The 25807-nt window shown below is 65.9% G+C and carries 20 protein-coding genes and 1 pseudogene; 12 read left to right on the top strand and 9 right to left on the bottom strand.

The window, feature by feature from the left end:
* Positions 1-3: 3 nt before the first annotated feature.
* Positions 4-834 carry a glutamate ABC transporter substrate-binding protein gene (locus tag AYK61_RS05210; RefSeq protein WP_121870056.1) on the bottom strand — a complete coding sequence of 277 codons (831 nt, stop codon included), beginning with the start codon at positions 832-834 and terminating at the stop codon, positions 4-6.
* Positions 835-886: 52 nt separating this feature from the next.
* Positions 887-1615 carry an amino acid ABC transporter ATP-binding protein gene (locus AYK61_RS05205; protein WP_170944851.1) on the bottom strand — a complete coding sequence of 243 codons (729 nt, stop codon included), beginning with the start codon at positions 1613-1615 and terminating at the stop codon, positions 887-889.
* Between the two features lie 276 nt (positions 1616-1891).
* On the opposite strand from AYK61_RS05205, the gene miaB reads away from it, so the two are divergent.
* Together miaB and AYK61_RS05195 are read left to right on the top strand one after the other, a co-directional pair.
* On the top strand, positions 1892-3415 hold the full coding sequence (miaB, locus tag AYK61_RS05200; RefSeq protein ID WP_121872457.1) for a tRNA (N6-isopentenyl adenosine(37)-C2)-methylthiotransferase MiaB: 1524 nt from the start codon (positions 1892-1894) through the stop codon (positions 3413-3415).
* On the top strand, positions 3412-3999 hold the full coding sequence (locus tag AYK61_RS05195) for a hypothetical protein (protein ID WP_237669423.1): 588 nt from the start codon (positions 3412-3414) through the stop codon (positions 3997-3999). Before miaB ends, AYK61_RS05195 begins: the two co-directional genes overlap by 4 nt.
* 42 nt (positions 4000-4041) lie before the next feature.
* Here the strand turns inward: AYK61_RS05195 and AYK61_RS05190 are convergent.
* Positions 4042-5528, bottom strand: a pseudogene (locus tag AYK61_RS05190) (DUF349 domain-containing protein).
* A 151-nt stretch (positions 5529-5679) separates the two neighbouring features.
* On the opposite strand from AYK61_RS05190, the gene AYK61_RS05185 reads away from it, so the two are divergent.
* From AYK61_RS05185 to AYK61_RS05165, 5 genes are all read left to right on the top strand, one after another.
* On the top strand, positions 5680-6402 hold the full coding sequence (locus AYK61_RS05185) for a class III extradiol dioxygenase subunit B-like domain-containing protein (RefSeq protein ID WP_183130163.1): 723 nt from the start codon (positions 5680-5682) through the stop codon (positions 6400-6402).
* A complete protein-coding gene (gene miaA, locus AYK61_RS05180; protein WP_121870055.1) occupies positions 6395-7324 on the top strand; it encodes a tRNA (adenosine(37)-N6)-dimethylallyltransferase MiaA in 930 nt (309 codons plus the stop codon). The genes AYK61_RS05185 and miaA overlap by 8 nt, the downstream gene beginning before the upstream one ends.
* 24 nt (positions 7325-7348) lie before the next feature.
* The gene (gene dapF / locus AYK61_RS05175; protein ID WP_121870054.1) at positions 7349-8218 is read left to right on the top strand and encodes a diaminopimelate epimerase; all 870 of its coding nucleotides are present in this window, start codon (positions 7349-7351) and stop codon (positions 8216-8218) included.
* Positions 8219-8297: 79 nt separating this feature from the next.
* A complete protein-coding gene (gene hflX / locus AYK61_RS05170; protein ID WP_220709105.1) occupies positions 8298-9848 on the top strand; it encodes a GTPase HflX in 1551 nt (516 codons plus the stop codon).
* A 5-nt stretch (positions 9849-9853) separates the two neighbouring features.
* Complete coding sequence (locus AYK61_RS05165; RefSeq protein WP_121870053.1) at positions 9854-10933, top strand: hypothetical protein; 1080 nt, start codon at positions 9854-9856, stop codon at positions 10931-10933.
* Between the two features lie 213 nt (positions 10934-11146).
* On the opposite strand, the gene AYK61_RS05160 is transcribed toward AYK61_RS05165, so the two are convergent.
* Genes AYK61_RS05160 through AYK61_RS05145 form a run of 4 tightly spaced genes read right to left on the bottom strand, consistent with a single transcriptional unit; the run spans position 11147 to position 15277 of the window.
* Complete coding sequence (locus AYK61_RS05160; protein ID WP_032397893.1) at positions 11147-11404, bottom strand: HPr family phosphocarrier protein; 258 nt, start codon at positions 11402-11404, stop codon at positions 11147-11149.
* Positions 11405-11447: 43 nt separating this feature from the next.
* Positions 11448-13493, bottom strand: a complete 2046-nt coding sequence (locus AYK61_RS05155) for a fructose-specific PTS transporter subunit EIIC (protein ID WP_121870052.1) — start codon at positions 13491-13493, stop codon at positions 11448-11450.
* 9 nt (positions 13494-13502) lie between these two features.
* Positions 13503-14513, bottom strand: coding sequence for a 1-phosphofructokinase family hexose kinase (locus AYK61_RS05150; RefSeq protein WP_121870051.1), 1011 nt, complete (start codon positions 14511-14513; stop codon positions 13503-13505).
* Positions 14510-15277, bottom strand: coding sequence for a DeoR/GlpR family DNA-binding transcription regulator (locus AYK61_RS05145; protein WP_121870050.1), 768 nt, complete (start codon positions 15275-15277; stop codon positions 14510-14512). Before AYK61_RS05145 ends, AYK61_RS05150 begins: the two co-directional genes overlap by 4 nt.
* A 171-nt stretch (positions 15278-15448) precedes the next feature.
* Between AYK61_RS05145 and ptsP the strand changes: the two genes are divergently transcribed.
* The 3 genes from ptsP to AYK61_RS05130 all read left to right on the top strand — a co-directional run bounded on the left by ptsP (position 15449) and on the right by AYK61_RS05130 (position 19768).
* Positions 15449-17179 carry a phosphoenolpyruvate--protein phosphotransferase gene (gene ptsP, locus AYK61_RS05140; protein WP_259467936.1) on the top strand — a complete coding sequence of 577 codons (1731 nt, stop codon included), beginning with the start codon at positions 15449-15451 and terminating at the stop codon, positions 17177-17179.
* 22 nt (positions 17180-17201) lie between these two features.
* Complete coding sequence (locus AYK61_RS05135) at positions 17202-18473, top strand: uracil-xanthine permease family protein (RefSeq protein WP_183130162.1); 1272 nt, start codon at positions 17202-17204, stop codon at positions 18471-18473.
* A gap of 152 nt (positions 18474-18625) precedes the next feature.
* The gene (locus tag AYK61_RS05130; protein ID WP_121870049.1) at positions 18626-19768 is read left to right on the top strand and encodes an acyl-CoA dehydrogenase family protein; all 1143 of its coding nucleotides are present in this window, start codon (positions 18626-18628) and stop codon (positions 19766-19768) included.
* Between the two features lie 75 nt (positions 19769-19843).
* Here AYK61_RS05130 and lexA read toward each other — a convergent pair whose 3' ends face one another.
* Positions 19844-20527, bottom strand: coding sequence for a transcriptional repressor LexA (gene lexA, locus AYK61_RS05125; protein WP_094615357.1), 684 nt, complete (start codon positions 20525-20527; stop codon positions 19844-19846).
* A gap of 384 nt (positions 20528-20911) precedes the next feature.
* Between lexA and AYK61_RS05120 the strand changes: the two genes are divergently transcribed.
* Both AYK61_RS05120 and nrdR read left to right on the top strand, forming a co-directional pair.
* Positions 20912-21295, top strand: a complete 384-nt coding sequence (locus tag AYK61_RS05120; RefSeq protein ID WP_121870048.1) for a hypothetical protein — start codon at positions 20912-20914, stop codon at positions 21293-21295.
* Between the two features lie 100 nt (positions 21296-21395).
* Positions 21396-21860 carry a transcriptional regulator NrdR gene (gene nrdR / locus AYK61_RS05115; protein WP_008716872.1) on the top strand — a complete coding sequence of 155 codons (465 nt, stop codon included), beginning with the start codon at positions 21396-21398 and terminating at the stop codon, positions 21858-21860.
* A 12-nt stretch (positions 21861-21872) separates the two neighbouring features.
* Here nrdR and hrpA read toward each other — a convergent pair whose 3' ends face one another.
* On the bottom strand, positions 21873-25769 hold the full coding sequence (hrpA, locus tag AYK61_RS05110) for an ATP-dependent RNA helicase HrpA (protein WP_121870047.1): 3897 nt from the start codon (positions 25767-25769) through the stop codon (positions 21873-21875).
* Positions 25770-25807: the final 38 nt, after the last annotated feature.

The raw sequence follows: 25807 nt of genomic DNA, 5'->3' as shown, positions 1-25807 counted from the left end.
CGATCAGTAGCGGTCGACGGTGGGCTCGGCCGGCAGGGGGTAGCCGGAGGCGCCGACGGTGTCGTTGAACGCCTGCTCCCAGGCACCGCTCGAGACCATCTCTTCGATGGCGTCGTTGATCTGGTTGCGGCCCTCGGTGTCGTCCTTGTTCAGGCCGATTCCGTAGTTTTCCGTCGTGAAGGGCTCCCCGACCACCTTGAACTGTCCGGGGGACTGAGCCGCGTAACCGGCGAGAATGATGTCATCGGTCGTGACGGCGTCGACGGTGCCGTTGCGCAGGGCTTCGACGCAAGCGGAGTAAGTGTCGTACGGCTGGAGCGAGACACCGGGGTACTCGTCGGCGATGTTCTGTGCCGGGGTGGAGCCGGTGACCGAGCACAGACGCTTGCCCTCGAGCGAATCGGCACCGGTGATGTCGGTGTTGTCCTGGCTCACCAGCAACGACTGGCCTGCCACGAAGTACGGTCCGGCGAAGCCGACCTTCTCCTTGCGGGTATCGGTGATCGAGTAGGTGGCGACGACATAGTCGACCTCACCGTTTTCGATCAGCGTCTCGCGCTGCGCCGAGGGAGCTTCCTTGAACTCGATGTTCGCTTCGTCGACGCCGAGCTGACCGGCGACGTACTTGGCCACCTCCACGTCGAAGCCTGTGAACGTGCCGTCGGGGTTGCGCAGGCCGAGGCCGGGCTGGTCGAACTTGATGCCGACGATGAGGTTGCCGGATTCGGCGCTGCTCGAGATGGTGCGGGCTTCTTCTCCGCCTCCGCAGGCGGTGGCGACGATGGAGAGAGCGGCGATGGCGACACCGAAACGAAGCGGTCGGGTGATTCTCACAGTGAATGTCCTTCGGATAGGTCGTGCGTACGGGGACGAGCGGTGAATCGGGTCAGTGACCGAGGATCTTGCCGAGGAAGTCCTTGGCGCGTTCGGACTTGGGGGATTTGAAGAACGTCTCCGGATCGGTGTCCTCGACGACGGCACCGTCGGCCATGAAGATGACGCGGTCGCCTGCCTTACGGGCGAACCCCATCTCGTGGGTGACGACGAGCATTGTCATGCCCTCCTTGGCGAGTGAGGTCATGACGTCGAGTACCTCGTTGACCATTTCGGGGTCGAGGGCCGAGGTGGGCTCGTCGAAGAGCATCACCTTGGGATTCATGGCGAGAGATCGAGCGATGGCGACGCGCTGCTGCTGACCACCGGACAGCTGAGCGGGGTACTTGTCGGCCTGGTTGGCGATACCCACGCGCTCGAGCAGAGCCAACGCGCTCTTCTCTGCCTCGTCCTTCTTCTGCTTGCGCACCTTCATCGGCGCGAGCATGACGTTCTGCAGAATCGTCTTGTGGGCGAACAGGTTGAACGACTGGAACACCATGCCCACGTCGGCGCGCAATGCGGCGAGGGCCTTACCCTCCGCGGGGAGTAGATCTCCGTCGACCTCGATGGCACCGGAATCGATCGGTTCCAACCGGTTGATCGTTCGGCACAAGGTCGACTTGCCCGATCCGGAGGGACCCACGACGATGACGACCTGTCCGGCCGGCACTTCCAGGTTGATGTCCTTGAGGACGTGCAGATCACCGAAATGTTTGTCGACGGATTTGAGCGAGATCATCGAAGGTGCGCCCGGCGGGGGAGTCGATGCCGGCGCGTCGGTGGCGTGCGTCATAGATCGAAACCCTATGCGTAGTTTCCTCGCCGACCGGTGTTTTCGCCCGTCATCTTCGATTATGTAATGGAAACTTTACTGACGGTCTGCATCGGCCCTGGACAGTCCCCGGTGGGGCCCTCGACCCCGGCGTGCCGGTCGGTGCGATGGACGTACCCTGGAGGGGTGCAAACGAGTGTTTTTCCGACCGTGGACGTGACCGAACATGGGGTTTCCGAGCCCGTGCCGTTCACCGACGGGTCGGCGACGAGTCCCCGCAGCTACGAAGTGCGTACGCACGGTTGTCAGATGAACGTCCACGATTCGGAGCGGTTGTCCGGGTTGCTCGAGGAAGCGGGCTACGTTCCTGCCGACGCAGGCACCGACGCAGATCTGGTCGTGTTCAACACGTGCGCGGTGCGCGAGAATGCCGACAACAAGCTGTACGGCAACCTGGGTATGTTGCGGCCCGCGAAGACGCGGAACCCCAACATGCAGATCGCCGTGGGGGGTTGCCTGGCGCAGAAGGATCGCAACACCGTCGTAGAGAAGGCGCCGTGGGTCGACGTCGTCTTCGGAACACACAACATCGGGTCGTTGCCGGTATTGCTCGAGCGCGCCCGGCACAACGAACAGGCACAGGTCGAGATCCTGGAGTCCCTCGAGGCGTTCCCGTCGACCCTGCCGGCGAAGCGCGAATCGGCATACGCGGGCTGGGTGTCGATCTCGGTGGGCTGCAACAACACCTGCACGTTCTGCATCGTCCCGGCCCTGCGCGGCAAGGAGATCGACCGCAGGCCGGGGGACATCCTCGCCGAGGTGCAGGCTTTGGTGGATCAGGGCGTACTCGAGGTGACGTTGCTCGGCCAGAACGTCAATGCGTACGGTGCCTCGTTCGCCGATCCGGACATGCCTCGTGATCGCGGCGCGTTCGCGTCGCTGCTGACCGCATGCGGCTCGATCGAGGGTCTCGAGCGAGTGCGGTTCACGTCACCGCACCCGGCCGAGTTCACCGACGACGTCATCGAGGCGATGGCGTCCACCCCGAACATCTGTCCCACCTTGCACATGCCGCTGCAGTCCGGATCGGATCGAATACTCAAGGCGATGCGCAGGTCCTACCGGCAGAGCAAGTTCATGGGCATCATCGACAAGGTGCGCGCGGCCATGCCGCACGCGGCTGTCACCACCGACATCATCGTCGGTTTCCCGGGCGAGACCGAAGAGGATTTCCAGCAGACCCTCGACGTGGTGCGGCGGGCGAAGTTCGCGAACGCCTACACCTTCCAGTACTCCAAGCGGCCGGGAACGCCCGCCGCCGACATGCCAGACCAGGTGCCCAAAGAAGTTGTGCAAGAACGGTACCTGCGATTGATCGCCCTGCAGGAGGAGATCGTCCTGGCTGCCAACCAGGCTCTGATCGGTACCGAGGTCGAGCTGCTCGTCGCCACCGGTGAAGGTCGCAAGAACGCGGCAACCCATCGGATGAGTGGGCGAGCCAGGGACGGTCGACTCGTGCACTTCGCAGTCGACGCCGATCGCGTGAGCGAGATCCGCCCGGGCGACGTCGTCACGACCACACTCACTGCGGCCGCCCCGTACCACCTCATCGCCGATGCCGGCGTACTCACCCACCGCCGTACGGCCGCAGGAGACGCCCACGAACGTGGGGTGATGCCGAAGACGGCACCGATCGGCGTCGGCCTCGGACTTCCCTCGATCGGCGCACCGGCGCCGCTACCGGTAGAGACAGGATGCACCGCATGACAGACACAGACGGACCCGATCGCGTCGTACCCTCTCGATCAGCGGAGGAGCTGGGTCGAACGGAGAGGGCGGTGATGACCGAGCTGGACCCGGGCGCGCGGGCCATGGTCGTGGCCGGGCTGGTGCTGGTCCTGTTGGTCACGTTCGCGTTGCCGCACACCGGATCTGCCAGCGGGTTCGACGTGCTCACGGGCAGCGATGCCGCAGTTGCCGAATCGATCGCCCTGCCGTCGCGCGTCTTCGTCGTGCTGGTACTGACGTTCGGTGTGGTGATGTCGGTGCTCGCGCTCGTCACCCGGATATGGGCGCTGGCCTGGGCCGCCCTCGCAGGGTGTGCGGTGTCCTCGGTGTACGGGATGCTCTCGATCTGGACACGGCAGACCGTGCCGGACAACCTGCAGGGTGCCGGACCGGGAATCGGCCTGATCATCGCGTGGATCGCCGTCATCGCATTGACGTTCCACTGGCTCAAGGCCGTGTGGAACAAGACGAACGCCCAGCTCGCAGCTCAGGAGCAGCGACGCATCGCCGCCGCGTCGGGTGAACAGAAGTTGCGACTGTGGGACGGCCACTCGGCCCCGTAGGTCCGATCGGCCGCCCCCCGGGTCAGGAGTGCTGCCGGCGAATCACAACTCGTCGACGGCGCTCTCTGCTGCGTCGGCCCACTCGCGCCACTGCTGCGCCTGTGCGAGCGCACGCTCGGCGTCCTTGGTCTTGCCTGCTGCGGTCGCCTTCGCGGCCTGATCCTCGAACTGAGCCACCCGCTCGCGGAACTGGGCGGCGCGGGCGACTGCCTCGGGGTCGGACCGACGCCACTGCGACTCCACCGCGTCGTGGACGGACTTCTCGATCGCCCTCAGTTTGCCCTCGAGCTCCCCCATCTTCTCGCGGGGAACCTTGCCGATGGCATCCCACTTGTCCTGCAGGTCGCGCAGCGCCGAACGGGCAGCATCGAGATCCTTGCTCGGATCTATGTGAGTCTTGGCCAGCAGGGCTTCCTTGGCCTCGGCGTTGGACTCGAACTCGGCATCCCGCTCGGACGCCGCTGCGTTGCGGGCAGCGAAGAACACGTCCTGTGCGGCCTTGAAGTTCTTCCACAGGGCGTCGTCGGCATCGCGTGGCGCACGACCGGATGCCTTCCACTCCACCAGTAGATCGCGGAACGCCGCTGCGGTGGGACCCCAATCCGTGGACGACGACAAGGCCTTGGCTCGGTCGACCAGTTCTTCCTTGCGAGTCTTGGCCGCACCGCGCTCACGATCGAGATCGGCGAAGTGTGCGCCGCGGCGACGGTTGAAGTTCTCCCGTGCCTTGGAGTACCGCTTCCAGAGGGCATCGTCGATCTTGCGGTCGACCCCGCGGATCGTCTTCCATTCGTCGAGGATTTCTCGTAGCCGGTCTCCCGCGTGCTTCCACTGGGTCGATTCGCTGCCGATCTGCTCGGCTTCGACGGCGAGCGCTTCCTTACGTGCCGTGTGTTCGGCCCGTTCGAGCTCCTTCTCGTGCTTGGCCACCGCTGCGGCAGCATCCGAATGCTCGACGACCGCGTCGAGTCGCCTGGCGAGCAGGTCGAGGTCGCCGATCACTGCCGCAGTCGGCAGGCTCTCCAACAGCGCGGACGCTGCGGCCTTGGTCTTCTTGGCATCGCCCGTGCCGGAGGTCAATCGAGCTTCGAGCAGACCGACCTCGGTGGCCAGATCGTCGTAGCGCCGACCGAAGTGAGCGAGCCCTTCCGCTGCGTCTCCGGCCTGCCAGGACCCGATCTGTCGCTCGCCGTCCGAGGTGGTCACCCACGCGGTGCCGTCGTCGTCGACTCTGCCGAATTTGCTGGGGTCGCTCGCCGGCGTGACCGTCGGGATCGCGGTGGGGACGTGGGAGGGGTCGGGTGAGGTTTGGCACCGGCCGAACCGCCGGGACGAGGAGAAGCGGGACCCGGGACGCCTGGCCTGGGTCCTCCACCGGGCTTCGGTCCACCGCCCGGCTTGGGTCCACCTCCGGGCTTGGGTCCGCCGTGGTTCGCAGCACCGGGCGCGGTGGCACCGGGGGTCTGGGCGGGTGCATCCGAGGCCGCAGCCTCGGGGGTGGTGGGGGTGCCGGCGTTCGGGTCGGTCATTGTTCCTCATCTCTGCCGCGCGTCACGGCTGCCTCAATCGCGATCTGGACACCATTGAACTAGGTGACGACCGATCGGACCATTGAAACAGCTCAGACGACTCGAAGTGGACTCGTCCGGCCAAGTTGCACCAGCGACTAGCGTGGTGCTCGTGTTTCGTGCCGCGGCCCTGGTGCCCTCTCCGCCGTTGCTGGTCCCCGAATTGATGGGCGCGGGGGCGGCCGAGACGGCCGATCTTCGGACCGCCGCCGTCAGCGCGACGACTCACTTGGCGTCGATGGTCGACCGCTGGATCGTCCTCGGCGTCGATCGCACGTCGTCCACGTACGGCGAGGCAACGGTCGGCACGTTGCGGGGCTTCGGAGTCGATGTGGTGGTGAGCCTGTCCGGCGGCACAGCGCAGACTGCGGCAGACCCGGACCTGCCGCTGGCCGTTCTGATCGCGGGGTGGCTGCGAGGAGTGGCTGCGCCCGACGATGCGGTCGAGGTCCGCACGATCGCGGCCGATGCGAGCCCCGGGTGGTGCGCCGAGTTCGGCGAGGAGCTACGCCGAGAAATCGACGCTTCGGCGCAGAGCTGGGGCGTTCTGGTGCTGGCAGACGGAGCGAACACACTGACTCCGAAGGCCCCTGGATCGTTCGACGAGCGCGCCGAGGAGCTCCAGCGCCGGATCGACGATGCCCTCGCGAGCGCCGATGTCGATGCATTGGCGCGTCTGGATCCGGACCTGTGCGCATCGCTCGGTGTCGGCGGCAGAGCGGCATGGCAGGTGCTGGCAGCGCTCGCCGGAGCCGATGCGACAACGACGAGCGAGCTCTACCGAGGTGCTCCCTTCGGGGTCGGGTACTTCGTGGGGACCTGGGCTCGTGACTGACGGGGCGAGCGATTCGGTCACGACTCCGGTCGCGGTCATCGGGCCGACTGCCGCAGGCAAATCCGATCTGGCTCTCGATCTGGCCGAGGGACTCGGCGGCGAAATAGTCAATATCGACGCCATGCAGCAGTACCGGGGGATGGACATCGGGACCGCGAAACTGCCCGTCGCGGAGCGGCGCGGAATTCCGCACCATCAACTCGATGTGCTCGAGGTCACCGACATCGCTACCGTCGCGCGGTACCAAGCGGCTGCGGTCGCCGACGTCGAGGACATTCGATCGCGGGGTCTGCGGCCGATCATCGTCGGCGGATCGATGATGTACGTGCAGTCGTTGCTCGACGAATGGGCCTTTCCGGCCACCGACCCCGTCGTCCGAGCGAAATGGGAAGCAGTCCTCGAACGCGACGGCGTCGAGGAGATCCATCGCGCGTTGACGGCCGCCGATCCCGAGGCTGCCGCATCGATCCTGCCCACCGACGGCAGGCGCATGGTCCGGGCGCTCGAGGTGGTGGAGCTGACCGGGCAGCCGTTCGCGGCCTCGGCCCCGAAGATCGGCGCACCTCGCTGGGGCACGGTGGTGTTGGGAGTCGACCGCGACACAGCAGAACTGGACGATCGGATCGCCGAGCGCACTCGGCTGATGTTCGAGAGCGGACTGCTCGACGAGGTGGAGGGGCTGCTCGCCTCGGGACTACGGGAGGGCGTCACCGCGTCGCGGGCGATCGGGTACGCGCAGGCTCTCGACGTGTTGGCGGGGGAGTACGACGTCGAGTTCGCACGCGAACGGACGTTCATCGGAACCAGACGCTACGTGCGACGCCAACGATCCTGGTTTCGCCGCGACGAACGCGTTCGTTGGCTCGACGGTGCCTCGCCCACGCTGAGGTCGGACGCCTTGTCTGCGATCGACCCCTCGTAGCCGAACCCCCGTAGACTCGCGGCCATGGAATTCGCCAAAGGCCACGGAACTCAGAACGACTTCGTCGTACTGCCGGATCCGGCAGCCGAGCTCGAACTCACCAGGTCGGCGGTCTCGGTGTTGTGCGATCGACGCCAGGGCCTCGGTGCCGACGGAATTCTGCGCGTCGCGCGGGCCGGTGTGCTCCGAGATGCAGGCGTACTCGACCGAATTCCGACGGGTGTCGAGCCCGAGGACTGGTTCATGGACTACCGCAACGGCGACGGCACCATTGCCGAGATGTGCGGCAACGGTGTCCGCGTGTTCGCGCACTACTTGCGGGTGCACGATCTCGAACAACGTGACCAGTTCGTGGTGGGTTCGCGGGCCGGCGCGCGCGCTGTGACCGTCCACTCGTTCGACGACACCGACGCCGATGTCACCGTGGCGATGGGTGACGTCACGCTGATGGGCTCGAGCTCGGTGACCCTCGCGGGCGGAACGTACGAGGGCGTCGGAATCGACGTCGGCAACCCTCATCTGGCCTGTGTCGACGGTGCGTTGACGCGCGCTTCTCTCGGCGCTCTGGACTTGTCCGCACCGCCGACGCTGGACACCGAGTTCTTTCCCCACGGTGCGAACGTCGAGATCCTGACCAGGCTCGACGACGGCGGCGTCGAGATGCGCGTGTTCGAGCGTGGCGTCGGGGAGACGCGATCGTGTGGCACCGGAACCGTGGCGGCGGCCGCGGCCGCGCTGTCCTACGAGGGTCTCGAGACCGGGGAGGTGAGCGTCGGTGTGCTCGGCGGTCGGGTACGCGTGGCCATCGATCACGTCGGAGCCACTCTGCGCGGTCCGTCGGTGCTGCTGGCCCGCGGCGAGATCGACGACCGGTGGCTGAAGGCTCAGTCCTGACGATCGCACCGGCCTCGGCATCCGCCCGGACCGAAACCCGCGTGCATACGCTGGGCTTTTCGTGGATCATGGAGCTCGTATGACGAACTCACATGAAACATCCCCTGCGGGCGAACCGGTCGACGACAGTCGCGACGATATCGACGGTGCTCCCGAAACCGAATCCGCCTGGACTCGTGAAGAGTCCGACGCGTGGTCGAGGCGACTGGCTCGGTCTCCGCTGAACGACGAGAACTCCCCGTCCTCCGGCGACATGCAGCTCGAAGATCGCACCGCGCTACGTCGAGTGGCCGGACTGTCCACCGAGCTCACCGACGTCACCGAGGTCGAGTACCGGCAGCTGCGCCTCGAACGCGTCGTGCTGGTCGGAGTCTGGACCACCGGCACGGCCGCGCAGGCCGAGTCCAGCATGACCGAGCTGGCTGCACTGGCCGAGACCGCCGGCTCGGAGGTACTCGAAGCGCTGATGCAGCGACGCGACAAGCCCGATGCCGCGACGTACATCGGCTCCGGTAAGGCCAAGGAGGTACGCGACATCGTCCTCGCGACCGGCGCCGACACGGTGATCTGCGATGGTGAACTGACCCCTGCTCAGCTCAATGCGCTGGAGAAGGTCGTCAAGGTCAAGGTCATCGATCGCACCGCGCTGATCCTCGACATCTTCGCCCAGCACGCGACCTCGCGAGAAGGCAAGGCGCAGGTCGCCTTCGCGCAGATGGAATACATGTTGCCCAGGCTTCGCGGCTGGGGCGAATCGATGTCGCGGCAGGCCGGTGGACGGGCAGGCAGCAACGGTGGTGTGGGTCTGCGCGGACCGGGTGAGACGAAGATCGAGACCGACCGTCGACGCATCCGTGAGCGAATGGCCAAACTGCGTCGCGAGATCAAGGGTATGAAGCAGGCCCGCGACACCAAACGCGAACAGCGCCTGAGCGGTACGGTGCCGTCGATCGCGATCGTGGGGTATACGAACGCAGGCAAATCGAGTCTGTTGAATGCGCTGACCGGATCCGGTGTGTTGGTTCAGAACGCACTGTTCGCCACCCTCGATCCCACTACGCGCAAGTCGACGCTCGAGGACGGTCGCGAGATCGTGCTGACCGATACCGTCGGTTTCGTTCGGCACCTTCCGACTCAGTTGGTCGAAGCGTTCCGTTCGACGCTCGAGGAAGTCACCGATGCAGATCTGCTGCTGCACGTGGTCGACGGATCGGATCCGCTTCCGATCGATCAGATCAAGGCCGTGCGTGAGGTGATCACCGAGGTGGTTCGCGAGCAGGATGCGAAGATGCCCCCGGAGTTGTTGGTGGTCAACAAGATCGACGCAGCCGATCCGGTGCAGCTGACCCAGCTGCGCGGATTGCTCGACGGCGCTCGGTTCGTCTCGGCCAAGACCGGCGAGGGAATCGACGCCCTGCGAGATCACCTGGCCGAGATCCTGTCCGAGCCGGACGTGTTGGTCGACGTTCTCGTGCCCTACACGCGTGGTGATCTGGTCGCACGAATCCATACCGACGGCCGGATCGTGAAGTCCACCCACGAGGAGGAGGGCACACGCGTGGAAGCTCGTGTGCCGCAATCGCTTGCGGCAGCGCTCGTCGAATTCACGGCGACCGTGCCCAGCGTCTGACCTCGGTGGGGCCACGATTGGTGGTGGGCGGAGCGGTGGCGGCTGCAGTCGCCGCGACGATCGCGTTCTCGGGTACTGCCTTCGCTTCGCCGATCGATACCGAAACGTATTGTCGGCCAACAGATCCCGGCCTCGACGAGTTGTCCGGGCTGACCTCGATCGACGGGGTCCTGTACGCGATCGGTGACAGTGGAGCCGATGATCGGGTTGCGGTGCTCGGTGCCGACTGCGCGGTTCAGCGATGGATCGACGTGCCCCTCGACCCGTACGATGTCGAGGACTTGACGTCGTACGACGGCTCGCTGTGGTTGGCGAACATCGGCGACAATCAGATGAGCCGCGACACGGTGGCATTGACGCGAATGGACCCGGCCTCGGGTGCGGGCGAACTGTACCGACTGACCTATCCCGACGGCGCGCACGACGCCGAGACGATACTGATCGAGCCCGGTGGTAGGCCGGTGATCGTCACGAAGGAACTCTCGGGCGTGAGCGGGGTGTACGTACCTGCCGACGACCAATCCGTCGCCGATCTGACCAGCCCTGGGCCGACGCCGATGCGCAAGGTCGGAGATCTGGCGTTCACGGCAACCGACACAGTCGGTGGGCCGCCGTTCGTGGTCGGATCGATACTGGCGACCGGGGGAGCGGTGAGTGCCGACGGCACCGTCGCCGCAGTGCGCACCTACACCGACGCCTACCTTTTCCGCCCGTCGGACGGGAACATCGCGTCGGCATTGGTCGATCCGATAGCGCCTCGCGCCGTGGTGCCGTTGCCCGATCAGCCGCAGGGCGAGGCACTGGTCTTCACCGACGACGGGTCCTTGCTCATCGCATCCGAGGCAGGATTCGGACCCGCCGAGGCCACGCTTCCGCCCATCCTGAGGATCCCCGACGCGGTAGCGCTCGACACGTCCACGCCCGAACCTGCTGCTGCGGAGCCGGTATCGCCGACCGTCGTTCCCGATCAGACGCCGACAGCGACGGACTCGGAATGGACATTCCGAGCGGCCGTCGCTGCCGGTGTGGTGCTGATCGCCGGAGCGGTGGGATTCACCGTCCGGCGATCGATGCGCTCTCGCTAGAAGCTGGACCTAGGCGTTGCAGGAGTGGAGCCTGCGGAACGACTCAGGCGTTGCAGGAGTGGAGCCTGCGGAACGACTCAGGCGTTGCAGGAGTGGAGCCTGCGGAACGACTCAGGCGTTGCAGGAGTGGAGCCTGCGGAACGACTCAGGCGTTGCAGGAGTGGAGCCTGCGGAACGACTCAGGCGTTGCAGGAGTGGAGCCTGCGGAACGACCTATGCATCCAAGTCTGCTTCGACAAGTGCGACCACCTTGTCGTGTGCTGCCTGGTCGTCGCTGCTGACGGTGACTTCGGTGCCCTTGGTGGCGCCGAGCGTCATGATCATCAGGGCCGAACCTGCGTCCACCGGCTCCGAGTCGGCCACTGCGAGGGTGACGTCCACGCCGGCTTCGGCGACGGCGTCGGCGATCAGTGCTGCGGGTCGAGCGTGCAGACCGATCGAGGATCCGACGGCGACTGTGGTGCTGGGCATGTGGTGCTCCTTCGTAGTGGGGTTGTTGCGATCGTAGCGAGTGTCAGACGGTGGCGAGTGCGGGATCGAGTTCGGCGTCCGACGGGGCGTTCTTGCCCTTGACGAACTGCTTGGCGGAGACGACCAGGAACGCGGAGACGATGGTGCCCGCCGCCAGCGAGAGAATGAACCACAGGATGTTTCCGATCGCGAAGAACACGAAGATGCCGCCGTGGGGTGCGCTGAGGGTGACGTCGAACGCCATGATCATCGCGCCGGTCACTGCGCCGCCGGCCATCATCGAGGGGATGACGCGGAACGGGTCGGCTGCGGCGAACGGGATTGCGCCCTCGGAGATGAATGCAGCTCCCAGGAACCATGCAGCCTTGCCGTTCTCGCGCTCGGCTTCGGTGAACAGGCGTGCGCGAACGGTCGAGGCGAGTGCCATGGCCAGAGGCGGCACCATTCCTGCGGCCATGACCGCTGCCATGATGCGCAGCGATGCGGTATCGGTGACCGACAGGCCTGCGGTGGCGAATGCGTAGGCAGCCTTGTTGACCGGTCCACCGAGGTCGAAGCACATCATGAGGCCGAGAATGATGCCGAGGATGATGACCGAGGAACCGCTGAGGCCGTTGAGCCAGTCCGTGAGTCCGCTGGTGATCGCGGCGAGTGGCTTGCCGAGCAGCAGGAACATGATCGCGCCGACGATGAGGGTGGCGAACAGCGGAATGATGACGACGGGCATGAGGCCGCGCAGAACTGTGGGGATCTTCCACTTGCTGATCCACAGTGCGACGAAGCCGGCGATCAGGCCACCGACGAGACCGCCGATGAAGCCTGCACCCACCAGAACGGCCACCGCGCCTGCGGTGAATCCTGGTGCCAGACCTGGTCTGTCGGCAATGGCGTAGGAAATGTAGCCGGCCAGCGCGGGCACCAGGAAGCTGAAGGACAGTGCGCCGATCTGGAAGAGCACGGCACCGAGGTAGGCGGCGATTCCGCCTTCGGGCAGCGAGGTGATGGAGTTGTTGACGACGATATCCTCGGCGACATCCTTGATTTCGTATCCGCCGAGCAGGAAGCCCAGGGCGATCAGCAGGCCACCGGCGGCGACGAACGGGATCATGTAGCTGACGCCGGTGAGCAGGATCTGGCGGATGCGGGTGCCCCAGCCGAGTTCGCCTGCGGACTCGTTCGAGCCGGCCGCCACTGCGGTACCTCCGACGCGAGCTGCGTCCGGGTTCAGTGCAGCGCGTAGGGCTTCGGTGAGCATGACGTCGGGCTCGTTGATGGCGCGCTTGACGCCGGAGGAGATGACCGGCTTTCCGGCGAAACGCTCGCGGCCCTTGACGCCCACATCGGTGGCGAAGATGACTGCCTCGGCTCCGGCGATGATCGAGGGGTCCAACGGCGTGCTGCCGCTCGAGCCCTGGGTCTCGACGTGAACCGTGACTCCGGCTCGCTCACCGGCTGCGACGAGTGAATCGGCAGCCATGTAGGTGTGCGCAATTCCGGTGGGGCAGGCGGTGACTGCGACGATGTGCTTGGGCGCGGTGGCCTCGGCAGGGGTGGCGGCCGCGCTGTGCTTGGCAGTCGACACGGGAGCTGCCGCAGGGGTCGTCGCTGCGGGCTTGGCGGCAGGGTTGATGACACCGTCGACGAGGGTAACGATCTCGGCGGCCGAGGACGCGTTGCGCAGCGAGGTGACGAACTCCGGCTTGACCAGTGCGCGCGCCAGGCTCGAGAGCAACTTCATGTGCGCCGAACCGGCACCGGCCGGCGCTGCGATGAGGAAGACGAGGTCGGCCGGGCCGTCGGGGGCACCGAAATCGACCTTGGGGTTCAGCCGGGCGAATCCGAGCGAGGCCGAAGTGACCGCTTCGGAACGGCAGTGCGGGATGGCGATGCCGCCGGGCAGGCCGGTTGCCGACTGCGCTTCGCGGGCCAGAGCGGCGTCGCGCAGGGCATCGGTCTCGGTTGCGCGACCCGCGGAAGCCAGAACGCCTGCGAGGCGTTCGATGACGGCTTCCTTGGATTCGCCGAGATCGGCGTCGAGGAGGATCAGATCCTCGGCGATGATCTGCTGATCTTCGGTGGGGGTGGACATTGCGGGCTCCTAGAGACGGTTCGAAGAAGGGGAGAGCGTGGACGGGCTGACGGAGGTCGGGATGTCGAGCGCACGGACCGTCACCGAATTCGGGTGGGTCTGCTCGGGCAGTGGAAGCGTGGTGCCTGGAAGCGCGGTTGCTGCCGTTCCGTAGGCGACGGCGCGGCGAAGTTTGTCTGCGTCGGAACAGTCCTCGGCATCGGCGAGGATGTAGCCGGCGAGCGAGGAATCGCCTGCGCCGACCGTGCTGACCGCGGTGATCGGGGGCGGGCTGGCGTACCAGGAACCGTCCTCGGTGACCAGTACGGCTCCGGCACTGCCGAGAGTGGCCAGTACCGCGCCGACGCCTCGGCCGAGAAGGATCGTGCTGGCTGCGATGGCGGCCGTCGGATCACCCTGCGCCGCTGCGCTTTCCAGCTCTTCGGAATCGTACCCGGTAAGTTGGGCGAGTTCCTCGGAATTGGGTTTGATCAGATCGGGTGCCGACGCCGGGAAGGCCGCAGCGAGTGCGAGCAGTGGCTCGTCGGAGGTGTCCACGGCAACTTTCGCCGACGTGGCACGCAGGGCAGTGACGAGCTCGGCATACCAGTCGACGGGGAGGCCCGGCGGAAGCGAACCGGAGAGAACCACCCATTCGGCATCGACTGCGAGAGAGAGGATCCGCTCCCGCAGCTCCGCGCGGGTCCGCTCCGACACCGTGGCACCGGGCTCGTTGATCTTGGTGGTGGTGCCACCGACCTCGCTCACCGTGATGTTGGTCCGTGCCGGACCCGACGTCGGAACCGCGGAATACCGCACTCCCTTCGCGGCCATAGCGTCGAGCAGGGGGTCTCCGGTGTTTGCCGGGAGCACCGCAAGGGCCTCGACTCCCGATCCGCCGAGTACGCGAGCGACGTTGACGCCCTTGCCTCCCGGGTCGGTGGCCGACGTCGATGCCCGGTGTACGCCGCCGCGGACGAGCGGCGTGTCGAGTGTGACCGTCCGGTCCATGCTCGGGTTGGCCGTGAGTGTGACCATCATGCGATCACCACCTCGATTCCTTTGTCGCTGAGTTTTTTACGGTCGTTGGTCGAGATGTCGCTGTCGGTGACGATGACATCGATGGAGCCCACTCGGGCGAAGCTGACCAGGTGCTCGCGGCCGATCTTCGACGAATCCGCTAGCACCACAACGTGGTTCGCCGCCTCGACCATGGCACGCTTGACTGCTGCCTCGTCGCTGTCGGGAGTGGACAGTCCGTGCCCGACGCTGATGGCGTTGGTGCCGATGAACGCGACGTCCACACGGAGCCATTCGAGGGCGCTCAGCGCTTCGTCGCCGACAGCCGCCTGAGTGGTCCCACGTACCCGACCGCCGAGCAGTCGAAGGCTGACACTCGGCATCGTCGCGGCGCGAGCGGCGATCGGGACCGAGTTGGTCACCAACGTCAGTTCGCGATCGTGAGGAAGCAAACCGGCGAGTCGGCCCGTTGTGGTGCCGCCATCGAACACGGCGCTGCCCCCTACCGGCGGCAGGAAGGACAGCGCGGCGGCCGCGATCGCGTCCTTCTGCTCGGCGCGGGTGAATTCGCGTTCCGAGACGCCCGGTTCGAGTGTGGTCAGCGCCGATGCCGGTACTGCTCCACCGTGGACGCGGCGCACGACGCCCATTCGATCGAGGGTGGCGAGGTCGCGTCGCACAGTTTCTGTGGTGACGCCGTAGGTGGCAGAGAGATCGTTGACGGAGACGCGTCCATGGGTGCTGATCAGTTCGGCTATGGAGTGCTGTCGTTCTTCTGCGTACACCTGCGTCTCCTTCCATGTTGATGTTGCTTTATGTTGTTTTACGCCCGTGTGTGTTGACATGTCAAGACTTTGGAGTAATCTCGGTCACAACACAGGCGAGAAATTGAGTGCGCCACAGCTCGCCGAACAGTACGAAGACCTTTTGTTCACGCAGGATTCGAGGAGGACCACATGACGGGATCGGTTAGCACCGCTTCGACCGGACACTCAGACACGACAGTCGACGCTGCCGGGACCGGAGCAGCGCAGACCACGCTGCACGGCACGCCTGTCGTGCCCGGCGTCGGATACGGCCGAGTGATCCGCCCCGGTGCCCGTCCCGCCATCCCAGCCGACACCGGCGAGGTGGCCGAGGCGGATCGAGGTGCCGAGAAGGACGTCTTCGACGCCGCAGCGAACGCCGTCGCCGCTCGACTGCGTGGTCGCGCGGAGCTGGCGACCGGCGCTGCCTCGGAAGTACTGTCGGCCAACGCCGCGATGGCAACGGACCGCGGTTGGCTCGGAGCTGCGCGCGCCTCGATCGCCAAGGGCAGTTCGGCCGTCACCGCAACGGCGGCGGCGACCGAGAAGTTCGCCGCGATGTTCACCCAGCTCGGCGGTCTGATGGCCGAGCGCGTGACCGATCTGCGCGACATCCGCGATCGCGTCATCGCCGAGATCCTCGGCGTTCCGGAGCCCGGTGTTCCGGTGCCGGACGAACCGTCGGTGCTGTTCGCCGACGACCTGGCACCCGCCGACACCGCTGGCCTCGACCCTGCGCTGATCGTGGGACTGGCCACCTCGCTGGGCGGTCCGACCAGTCACACCGCGATCATCGCGCGCCAGCTGGGCATTCCCTGCATCGTTGCCGTGGCCGGCCTCGACGACATCGCCGCGGGTACGAACGCATCGGTCGACGGCACCAGCGGCCGCATCGAACTCGAGCCCGACGCCGAGTCGGCTCGCGCCGCCGTCGTCTCTGCCCGCGACGAGCTGGACCGAGTGTCCCAGTGGGTCGGCCCCGGTACCACCGCCGACGGCCATGCGGTCGACATTCTGGCCAACGTCCAGGACGGTGCCGGTGCTCGCGCAGCACGGTCCAGCGCAGCGGACGGCGTCGGACTGTTTCGTACCGAACTATGCTTCCTCGACCGCGACTCCGAACCCACCGTCGACGAGCAGGCCGAGATCTACGCCCAGGTACTCGACGCGTTCGCGGGCAAGAAGGTCGTCGTGCGAACTCTCGACGCAGGCTCGGACAAGCCACTTCGGTTCGCCACGCATCCCGACGAAGCCAACCCGGCACTGGGCATCCGCGGCATCCGCATCGCCGAGGCCGACCGAGGGATTCTGTACCGCCAGCTCGACGGCATCGCAGCGGCCGCCAAGGCGACCGACTCCTTCCCGTGGGTGATGGCTCCGATGATCGCGACCGCGCTGGAGGCGAAGGACTTCGCCGCCGACGTGCGCGAGCGCGGACTCACCCCCGGCGTCATGATCGAGATCCCCGCCGCCGCTCTGCTCGCCGAACACATCCTCGAGCACGTCGACTTCCTGTCGATCGGCACCAACGACCTGGCTCAGTACACGATGGCCGCCGACCGTATGTCCGCTCAGCTCGCCGGCCTGACCGATCCGTGGCAGCCGGCCGTATTGGCACTCGTGGCGCACACCGCGGCCGCGGGAGCCAAGGCGGGCAAGCCTGTTGGTGTCTGCGGTGAGGCCGCTGCCGATCCGCTTCTGGCCTGCGTGTTGGTCGGACTCGGCATCACCTCGCTGTCAGCGGCATCGGCTGCCGTCGCGCACGTGGGGTCGAAGCTGGCGACGGTCACGCTCGATCAGTGCAAGGAAGCGGCCGCCGCAGCCCTGAAGACGGACAGCACCGCCGCTGCCCGCGAGGCAGTGAGCGCGATCCTCGGCTGATCCAATAGTGTTGCCTTCCATCATGAGAACTCTGGGTTGGACGCTGCACGGAAACGGAAAGACCGTCGAAGCCGGGGCGGTGGTCTCGCCCGACGAACGATTGACGTGGCCACGCACCATCGGTATCGGAATGCAGCACGTCGTCGCGATGTTCGGTGCGACACTGCTGGTTCCGACGATCACCGGATTTCCGGTCTCGACGACGCTGCTGTTCTCGGGCATAGGAACGGCGCTGTTTCTCGTCATCACCCGAGGGCGTGTTCCCAGCTATCTGGGTTCGTCCTTCGCTTTCCTGGCCCCGCTCGGTGCCACCCAAGCGAACGGACCCGCCGCCCAACTCGGAGCGGTTCTGTGTGTCGGCGTCGTATTGGCAGCCGTCGGCCTCGTGGTGAAGTTCGCGGGCCAACGGGTACTCGACGCGGCCATGCCGCCCGTCGTGACCGGTGCCGTCGTCGTGCTGATCGGGCTGAACCTGGCACCGGCCGCCACCACGTCGTTCGAGGCACAGCCGCTGATCGCAGCCGTCACCCTGATCGCGATTCTGTTGGCGACGGCTCTCGGACCCGGTTTGATCGGGCGACTCGGAATTCTGCTCGGTGTCGTCGTGGGTTGGGTGTTCGCCGCCGTCACGGGGGGAATCGCGCAAGCGCGTCTCGACGCACTGAGCGCGGCGAGCTGGATCGGTCTGCCCGAGTTTCGTGGTCCGTCCTTCGAGCTGTCGGTGATCCTCGTGGCGCTGCCCGTGGTGATCGTCCTCGTCGCCGAGAACGTGGGGCACGTCAAAGCCGTCGCCGCGATGACCGGCAAGAACCTCGACGACGTGGCCGGTGACGCATTGATCGCCGACGGGCTGGCGACGACACTCGCGGGAGCCGGCGGCGGTTCGGGAACCACTACCTACGCAGAGAACATCGGCGTCATGGCCGCCACTCGCGTCTACTCGACCGCCGCGTACTGGGTCGCGTCGATCACCGCGATGGTGCTCGCGTTCTCGCCCAAGTTCGGTGCACTGATCTTCACCGCGCCCGACGGGGTCATCGGCGGCGCAACCCTGGTGCTGTACGGACTCATCGGGCTGCTCGGCGTACGCATCTGGACCGACGCGAAGGTCGACTTCACCGATCCGGTCAATCTCACGGTCGTCGCTGCGGCGCTCGTCGCCGGAATCGGTGATCTGACACTGTCCGTCGGATCGGTCGAGCTCGGCGGTATCGCCTGGGGTTCGGTGGGCATCCTTCTCGGCTACCCGATCGTCTCGGCGCTCGCGAGGAGTGCAGGCACACGAGGTCGTTAGCGAGGTCGGTCACGGATCGCGCGCGTTTTGGTCATCGACCGACCCGACACCGCGGACGTAGTGTTTCCCTGTGACGTCAGTCGTACCGGCGACCGAGATCCGTAGAGATTTCGCGTGGTCGCTGCCGGTATGCACCGAACAAGGAGACATTCGTGGAACGCACACTTTTCGAGCCCGAGCACGAGCTGTTCCGGGAGTCGTACCGGAAATTTCTCGATCAGCATGTAGCGCCGAACCACGCGAAGTGGGAAGAGCAGAACATCGTCGATCGCGGCGTCTGGGTCGAGGCCGGTAAGCAGGGCTTCCTCGGAACGGCAGCGCCCGAGGAGTTCGGCGGCGGCGGAGTCAAGGACTTTCGCTACAACGCCATCGTCACCGAGGAAACCACCCGCGGCGGGTACAGCGGTATCGGGTTCACCCTGCACAACGATGTCGTCGCGCCGTACCTGATCGATCTTGCGAACGACGAGCAGAAGCAGCGCTGGCTCCCCGGATTCTGCTCCGGCGAACTGATCACGGCGATCGCGATGACCGAGCCGGGCACCGGAAGCGACCTGCAGGGCATCAAGACCAAGGCCGTACGTGACGGTGACGACTGGGTGCTCAACGGCTCGAAGACGTTCATCACCAACGGAATCAATGCCGATCTGGTGATCGTCGTGGCCTGCACCGACCCCGAGAAGGGCGCACAGGGCTTCAGCCTGCTGGTCGTCGAACGCGACATGCCCGGATTCGAGCGAGGCCGCAACCTGGACAAGATCGGCATGAAGGCCCAGGACACCGCCGAACTCAGCTTCACCGACGTTCGCGTGCCCGCCGCCAACCTGCTCGGCGACGAGGGCATGGGCTTCATCTACCTGATGCAGAACTTGCCCCAGGAGCGGCTCTCCATCGCCGTCGTCGCTGCCGCGGCGATGGAATCGGCGCTGGACATGACCATTCAGTACTGCCGTGACCGCAAGGCGTTCGGAAAGTCGATCGGCAAGTTCCAGAACACGCGCTTCGTGTTGGCGGAGTTGGCCACCGAAACCACCGCCACCCGCATCATGGTGGACAAGTTCATCGAACTGCTCAACGCAGACAAGTTGACCGTCCAGGAAGCCGCGATGGCGAAGTGGTGGACCACCGAGAATCAGGTCAAACTGATCGACAGGTGTCTGCAGCTGCACGGTGGCTACGGCTACATGAAGGAATACCCGATCGCCAAGGCGTACATGGACTCCCGTGTGCAGACTATCTACGGCGGCACCACCGAGATCATGAAGGAGATCATCGGCCGCGGATTGAATCTGTGATCCGCTGATCCGAGGAATGCGAAGGGCCGCAGCACATGTGCTGCGGCCCTTCGCATGTCACTACGGTGACGATCCCTACAGCTTGCGCATCACGGTGACGACCTTGCCGAGGATCGCGGCGTTGTTGCCCGGAATCGGCTCGAACAGCGGATTGTGCGGCAGCAGCCACACCTCGCCCTTGGACCGCTTGAACGTCTTGACGGTGGCCTCCCCGTCGATCATCGCAGCGACGATGTCACCGTTGTCCGCCACGGACTGCTGACGAACCACCACCCAGTCGCCGTCGCAGATGGCCGCGTCGATCATCGATTCACCGACCACCTTGAGCAGGAACAGCGAACCCTGACCGACCAGCTCGCGGGGGAGCGGGAACACGTCCTCGACGGCCTCCTCGGCCAGAATCGGGCCGCCTGCAGCGATCCGGCCCAGCACCGGCACGAACGTCGGGGTCGGCAATCGATCCTGATCCTCCGATGCCTGCGATCCGTCGACCGCCGCGGCAGCCTGATCGGCCTGCACCTCGTCGAGACCGCGGACATCGACGGCGCGGGGGCGGTTGGCGTCGCGCCGGAGGAAGCCCTTGCGCTCGAGGGTGCGGAGTTGGTGAGCGACGGACGAGGTCGACGTCAGACCGACCGCGTCACCGATCTCCCGAATGCTCGGTGGGTAACCGCGCTCGGTGACCGAAGCGCGAATGACCTCGAGTACCTTCCGCTGCCGCTCGGTCAGACCCGCACTGATGTCGGTGCCGACTTCCATGGCCTTGGATGTCGGTTCCGCGGCCGGCTTGCCCGCTGCGGCCTTCGGTGCGGTGGCCCTGGCTCCGGTCGTCTTGGAACCGGTCGTCGTGGAACGCGTGGTCGACCTCGTCGAGGTCTCGTCCTTCATGCTGTCGGCCTCCTGCTGGTGTCCTGGATCCGGTCTGCGGGGTAGGTCTGCGCGGACTGGAGTTGATGGTGTCGACTCGTGTGGCGTGTGGTTTCTGACACGAATCTAGCGTGTATCAGCTGTTGAATCAAACATCTGTTCGACTCGTGTCGCGTTTTCTGCAGACATTGTCGGAGGCTCGTGATAGAACTTCGAACAAGCGTCCATCGAACGCCTGATCGAACAATCGATCCAACGAGCGAAGACGAGGTTCCGATGACCATCATCACCGATCGCCCCACCGCCGCCGGTGTCCGTGCCCGATCCACTGTCGTCGAGCGTCGTCGCCGGGCGCGTCCGGTGTTGCACGGGCTCGCCACGCAACCGGGCCCGTGCCTGCCCGTCCTGGACCCGTCGTGGACCGACGTCACCGATCGCGAGGTGGCCGATCGCGAGTTCGACGCGACCTCGGCGCACTTCGCGAGCCAGCCTGTTCGGATTCGATCGCTGATGTTGTGGATGTTGGCGGTCCTGGTCGTCGCGGGCGGACTGATCGGCATTGCGAACCTGCGGGCCGTTGCCCCCGAGGCCGGCGCGCAACCGGCGGGTGTGGTCGAGGTGCACGACGGAGCTGTCGTCGAGTACACGCCCGGCAGATGACCACCGGCCCCGTCGGGTTCGAGAAGACTGAGTATCCTCGACAGACTGCCCCGATGTGCGTGCTCGTCGTCGGAGCATCGGCTACGACGGAGGATCCCTCATGCATTGCCCGTTCTGCAGGCATCCCGACTCACGCGTGGTCGACTCGCGTGAGATGGACGAGGGGCAAGCAATCCGGCGGCGTCGCTCCTGCCCTGAGTGCGGTCGTCGATTCACGACTGTCGAGGCTGCCGTGCTCGCAGTCGTGAAGCGCAGCGGCGTCACCGAGCCGTTCAGCCGCGAGAAAGTCGTCAAGGGAGTCCGACGTGCCTGCCAGGGCAGAGATGTCGACAACGACGCGCTGAACCTGCTGGCACAGCAGGTCGAGGACGCCATCCGTGCAGCGGGATCCGCGGAGATCCCCAGCAACGAAGTGGGGTTGGCCATACTCGGTCCGCTCCGCGATCTGGACGAAGTGGCTTACCTGCGCTTCGCTTCCGTCTACCGCTCGTTCAGCTCGGCCGAGGACTTCGAGAAGGAAATCCACGAACTGCGCAAGCACCGCGAGTCCGCCGACATCGACTGACAGTCCCGCCCGTCAACGACTCTGGTCCGAGATCGCCTTCTCGATGCGCTTCTCCGATACCGGATACGCCGTGCGAATGCCCTGGGCGAACAGTCCGACGCGCAGTTCCTCGATCATCCAGAACAGCTCCTGTACCCCGGAACTGTTCTTTCTGCTTTCCGGAAGCGAATCCAACAGTCGTCCGTACGAGGCGTACACCCGATCGAGTACGTCCATCGCCGCCGCGTCCCGGCCTGCACTGCTCGGCAGCGTCGCCAACCGCTTCGTCGCAGCGGCCAGATAGCGCGGCAGGTCCGCCAATCTGCGAGAACCGAACTCGGTGACGAACCCGCGAAAGATCAAGCCGTCGAGCTGTTCCCGAACATCGTCCGCCGGCTCACCCGAGGAGGAGTGCAGTTGCGCGGACAGTGCCAGGGCAGCGGTCAACACCGGGCGAACCAGGGCCAGCACCGCGGCGGTACGCTGCGGAACCTCCGCGTCGACGAGTGCCCTGAGCTTGTCGAAGGCCTCGGGATCGCGTACCGGTCCACCGTGCGCATCCATCGCTTCCTCGACCGCCAGAGCCCGGCATTCTTCGAGGAGCGCATCGACTCCGCCGTACGGATTCTGGCCCAGGGCAAGGCGTTCGGCGGTCGGTAGTCCGGCCAGCAATGCCTTGGTTCCCTTCGGTACCGTCGACAGCAGCAGGGCTCGGGTTCCCGACCGCATCGCGGCCCGCGCCTCGGCGGGGGTGCTGAGGACCCGCACCGCGACGCCCGGTCCCTCGGGTACCAACGCCGGGTAGCCGGTGACCTTCTGTCCGGCCACTTCTCTGGTGACCGTCGACTCCAACCGGCCGAGCGTGCCCGAAGTCCAGGCCAGCGAGGGCGCGCGTTCCGCGTCACCCACCGCACTCGCCACCTGGCGACCGACCTCCCCGGACAGTTCGGTGCGCAGAACGGTCAGATCCTTGTTGCTGCCCAACACCTTTCCGGACGGGTCGACGGCCGCGAACGTCATCCTCAGGTGCTCGGGCAGTGCCGCAACATCGAAGTCCTTCGCCGTGATGTGGCACTGCGCAGCCCGAGACAGCTCACGTGCCAAGGCCGTCACCAGAGTTTCCGCGCGCGGCTTCATGACCGCCAACGCCGCGGCCGCGAAGTCGGGAGCCGGGACGACGTTGCGGCGCAGTGCCTTCGGCAGTGTCTTGATCAGAGCGGTCACCAATTCGCCGCGCATCCCCGGGACCAGCCAGTCGAAGCCCACCGGCTGTACCTGAGCGAGCAGCGCGATCGGAATACGAGCGGTGACTCCGTCGGCAGCGGTACCCGGCTCGAACTGATACGTCAGGGGGAACTGGATCTCGCCCTGTCGCCATGCGTCGGGATACGCCCCGGTCAGTACCGAGGCCGCGTCGGAGTTGACGACGGTGTCGGTGGTGAAGTCGAGTAGGTGCGGGTCCTGTCTGCGGGCCTTCTTCCACCAGGTGTCGAAGTGCCTCGCCGACACCGCCTCCGGGGCGATGCGTGCGTCGTAGAAGTCGAAGAGAGCATCGTCGTCGACCACGATGTCTCGTCGCCGTGCGCGATGTTCGAGTTCACCCACGTCGTCGAGCAGAGCCCGGTTCTTGTGGAAGAACGCGTGCTGGGTCTTCCATTCACCCTCCACCAGCGCATGTCTGATGAACAGCTCTCGGGACGCCTCGGCGTCGATGCGGTGGTAGTTCACCGGACGTTGCGTCACCAACGGAATGCCGTACAGCGTCACCCGTTCGTAGGCCATCGCCGATTCCCGCTTGATGGACCAGTGCGGTTCCGAGTACGTCCGCTTGACCAGGTGCGGTGCCAACCGCTCGGCCCACTCTGGCTCGATGCGAGCAGCCATCCGGCCCCACAGGCGTCCGGTCTCGACCAGTTCGGCGGCCATGACCCAGCGCGGGGGCTTCTTGAACAGACCCGACCCGGGGAAGATGGCGAAGTGAGCTCCGCGCGCGCCGAGGAACTCGCGCTTGTCGCCCTCCCTGAGGCCGACGTGCGAGAGCAACCCGGACAGTAGCGACTGATGCAGTGCGGTCTCGGTGGAGTCGGCGTCGGGCACCGTCCACCCGAGCCCGCGGGTGATCTGACGCAGCTGGCCGTGCAGATCCTGCCACTCGCGAATCCGTAGATAGTGCAGGAACTCGGTGCGGCACATGCGTCGGAACTGGTTGGAGGACAATTCGTTCCGCTGTTCGCGCAGATAGGTCCAGAGCTTCACGTACGCGAGGAAGTCGGAGTTCTCCACCGCGAAACGCGCATGCTTCTCGTCCGCCGCTTGCTGATGCTCGGCCGGCCGCTCCCGAACGTCCTGAATCGACAAGGCGGCCACGACCACCAACGCGTCGCGCAGAGAGCCGTTGCCGTTGGCCTCGACGAGCATCCGCGCCATCCGAGGATCGACCGGTAGTGCCGAGAGTTCACGGCCGATGGGGGTGAGCTCCGCGGTGCCGTCCTTGGTGGCAGGTTTGAGCGCCCCGAGTTCCTCGAGCAGTCCGATGCCGTCCCTGATGCTGCGCGGATCGGGCGGTTCGACGAACGGGAACGCATCGATCTTGCCCAGCCCGAGTGCGGTCATCTGCAGGATCACCGACGCCAGGTTGGTACGCAGAATCTCCGGCTCGGTGAACTGCGGACGCGACTCGAAATCCTCTTCGGAATACAACCGGATGCAGATGCCGTCGGCAACGCGGCCACAGCGGCCGGCCCGCTGCCGCGCCGATGCCTGGGAGATCGGCTCGATGGGGAGCCGCTGAACCTTGGTTCGCAACGAGTATCGCGAGATTCGGGCCGTACCCGGGTCCACCACGTAGCGGATGCCGGGGACCGTCAGCGACGTCTCCGCAACGTTCGTCGAGAGCACCACGCGCCTGCCCGAGTGCGGTGAGAACACTCGATGCTGCTCGGCCGCAGAGAGTCTCGCGTACAGCGGAACGATCTCGGTGTTGCGCAGATTGCGGTCGTTCAACGCATCGGCGGTGTCGCGAATCTCGCGTTCCCCCGACAGAAATACAAGAATGTCGCCGTCGCCCTCGGCCATCAGCTCGTCGACGGCCTGGCAGGTCGCGTCGACGGGGTCGAGGTCGATCGTCGTGTCTCCGGCGTCGACAGTCAGTGGTCGATAGCGCATTTCGACCGGGAACGTGCGGCCGGAGACCTCGATGATCGGCGCGGGCACGCCGTCCCGTGCGAAGTGCTGAGCGAACCGTTCGGGATCGATCGTCGCCGAGGTGATGACGATCTTCAGGTCGGGTCTGCGGGGGAGAAGCTGCGCGAGGTAGCCCAGGATGAAGTCGATGTTGAGGCTGCGCTCGTGGGCCTCGTCGATGATCAGGGTGTCGTACTGACGGAGCAGTCTGTCTCGCTGGATCTCCGCCAGCAGGATGCCGTCGGTCATCAGCTTGACGAGGGTCGAATCCGAGGACTGGTCGGTGAATCTCACCTTGTAGCCGATGGATTCACCCAGTGGTTCGCCCACCTCCTCGGCGATGCGCTCGGCCACGGTACGCGCGGCGAGCCGACGGGGCTGCGTGTGACCGATCGAGCCCCGGATCCCGCGCCCCAGTTCGAGGCAGATCTTGGGAATCTGAGTGGTCTTGCCGGATCCGGTCTCGCCGGCGACGATGACCACCTGGTGCTCGGCGATGGCCGCTGCGATGTCGTCCTTGCGAAGACTGACCGGAAGTGACTCGGGAAATTCGAGGGTGGGGACCGCAGCTCGGCGATTGGCGACCACGGTTTCGGCGCGGGCGATGTCGCGGTCGAGAGCGGCGAATGCGTCGTCGGTGCGAGCCTTGTCCAGTCGTCGCCGCAGCCGGTTCTCGTCGCGGATGGTGACCTGGGCCAGACGTGTGGCGAGAGCGCGACGCTGAACGGACGGATTCGAGGTAGACATACTCGGACCAGGATATCCGTATCGGCAGTGCCGCCGAA

Origin of the sequence: Rhodococcus sp. SBT000017 (genome assembly GCF_003688915.1) — a bacterium.
In the GTDB taxonomy this organism is placed as follows: Bacteria; Actinomycetota; Actinomycetes; order Mycobacteriales; family Mycobacteriaceae; genus Rhodococcoides.
Note: the sequence above shows the minus strand (reverse complement) of the source record. Positions and strands in the feature narration are given on the sequence as shown.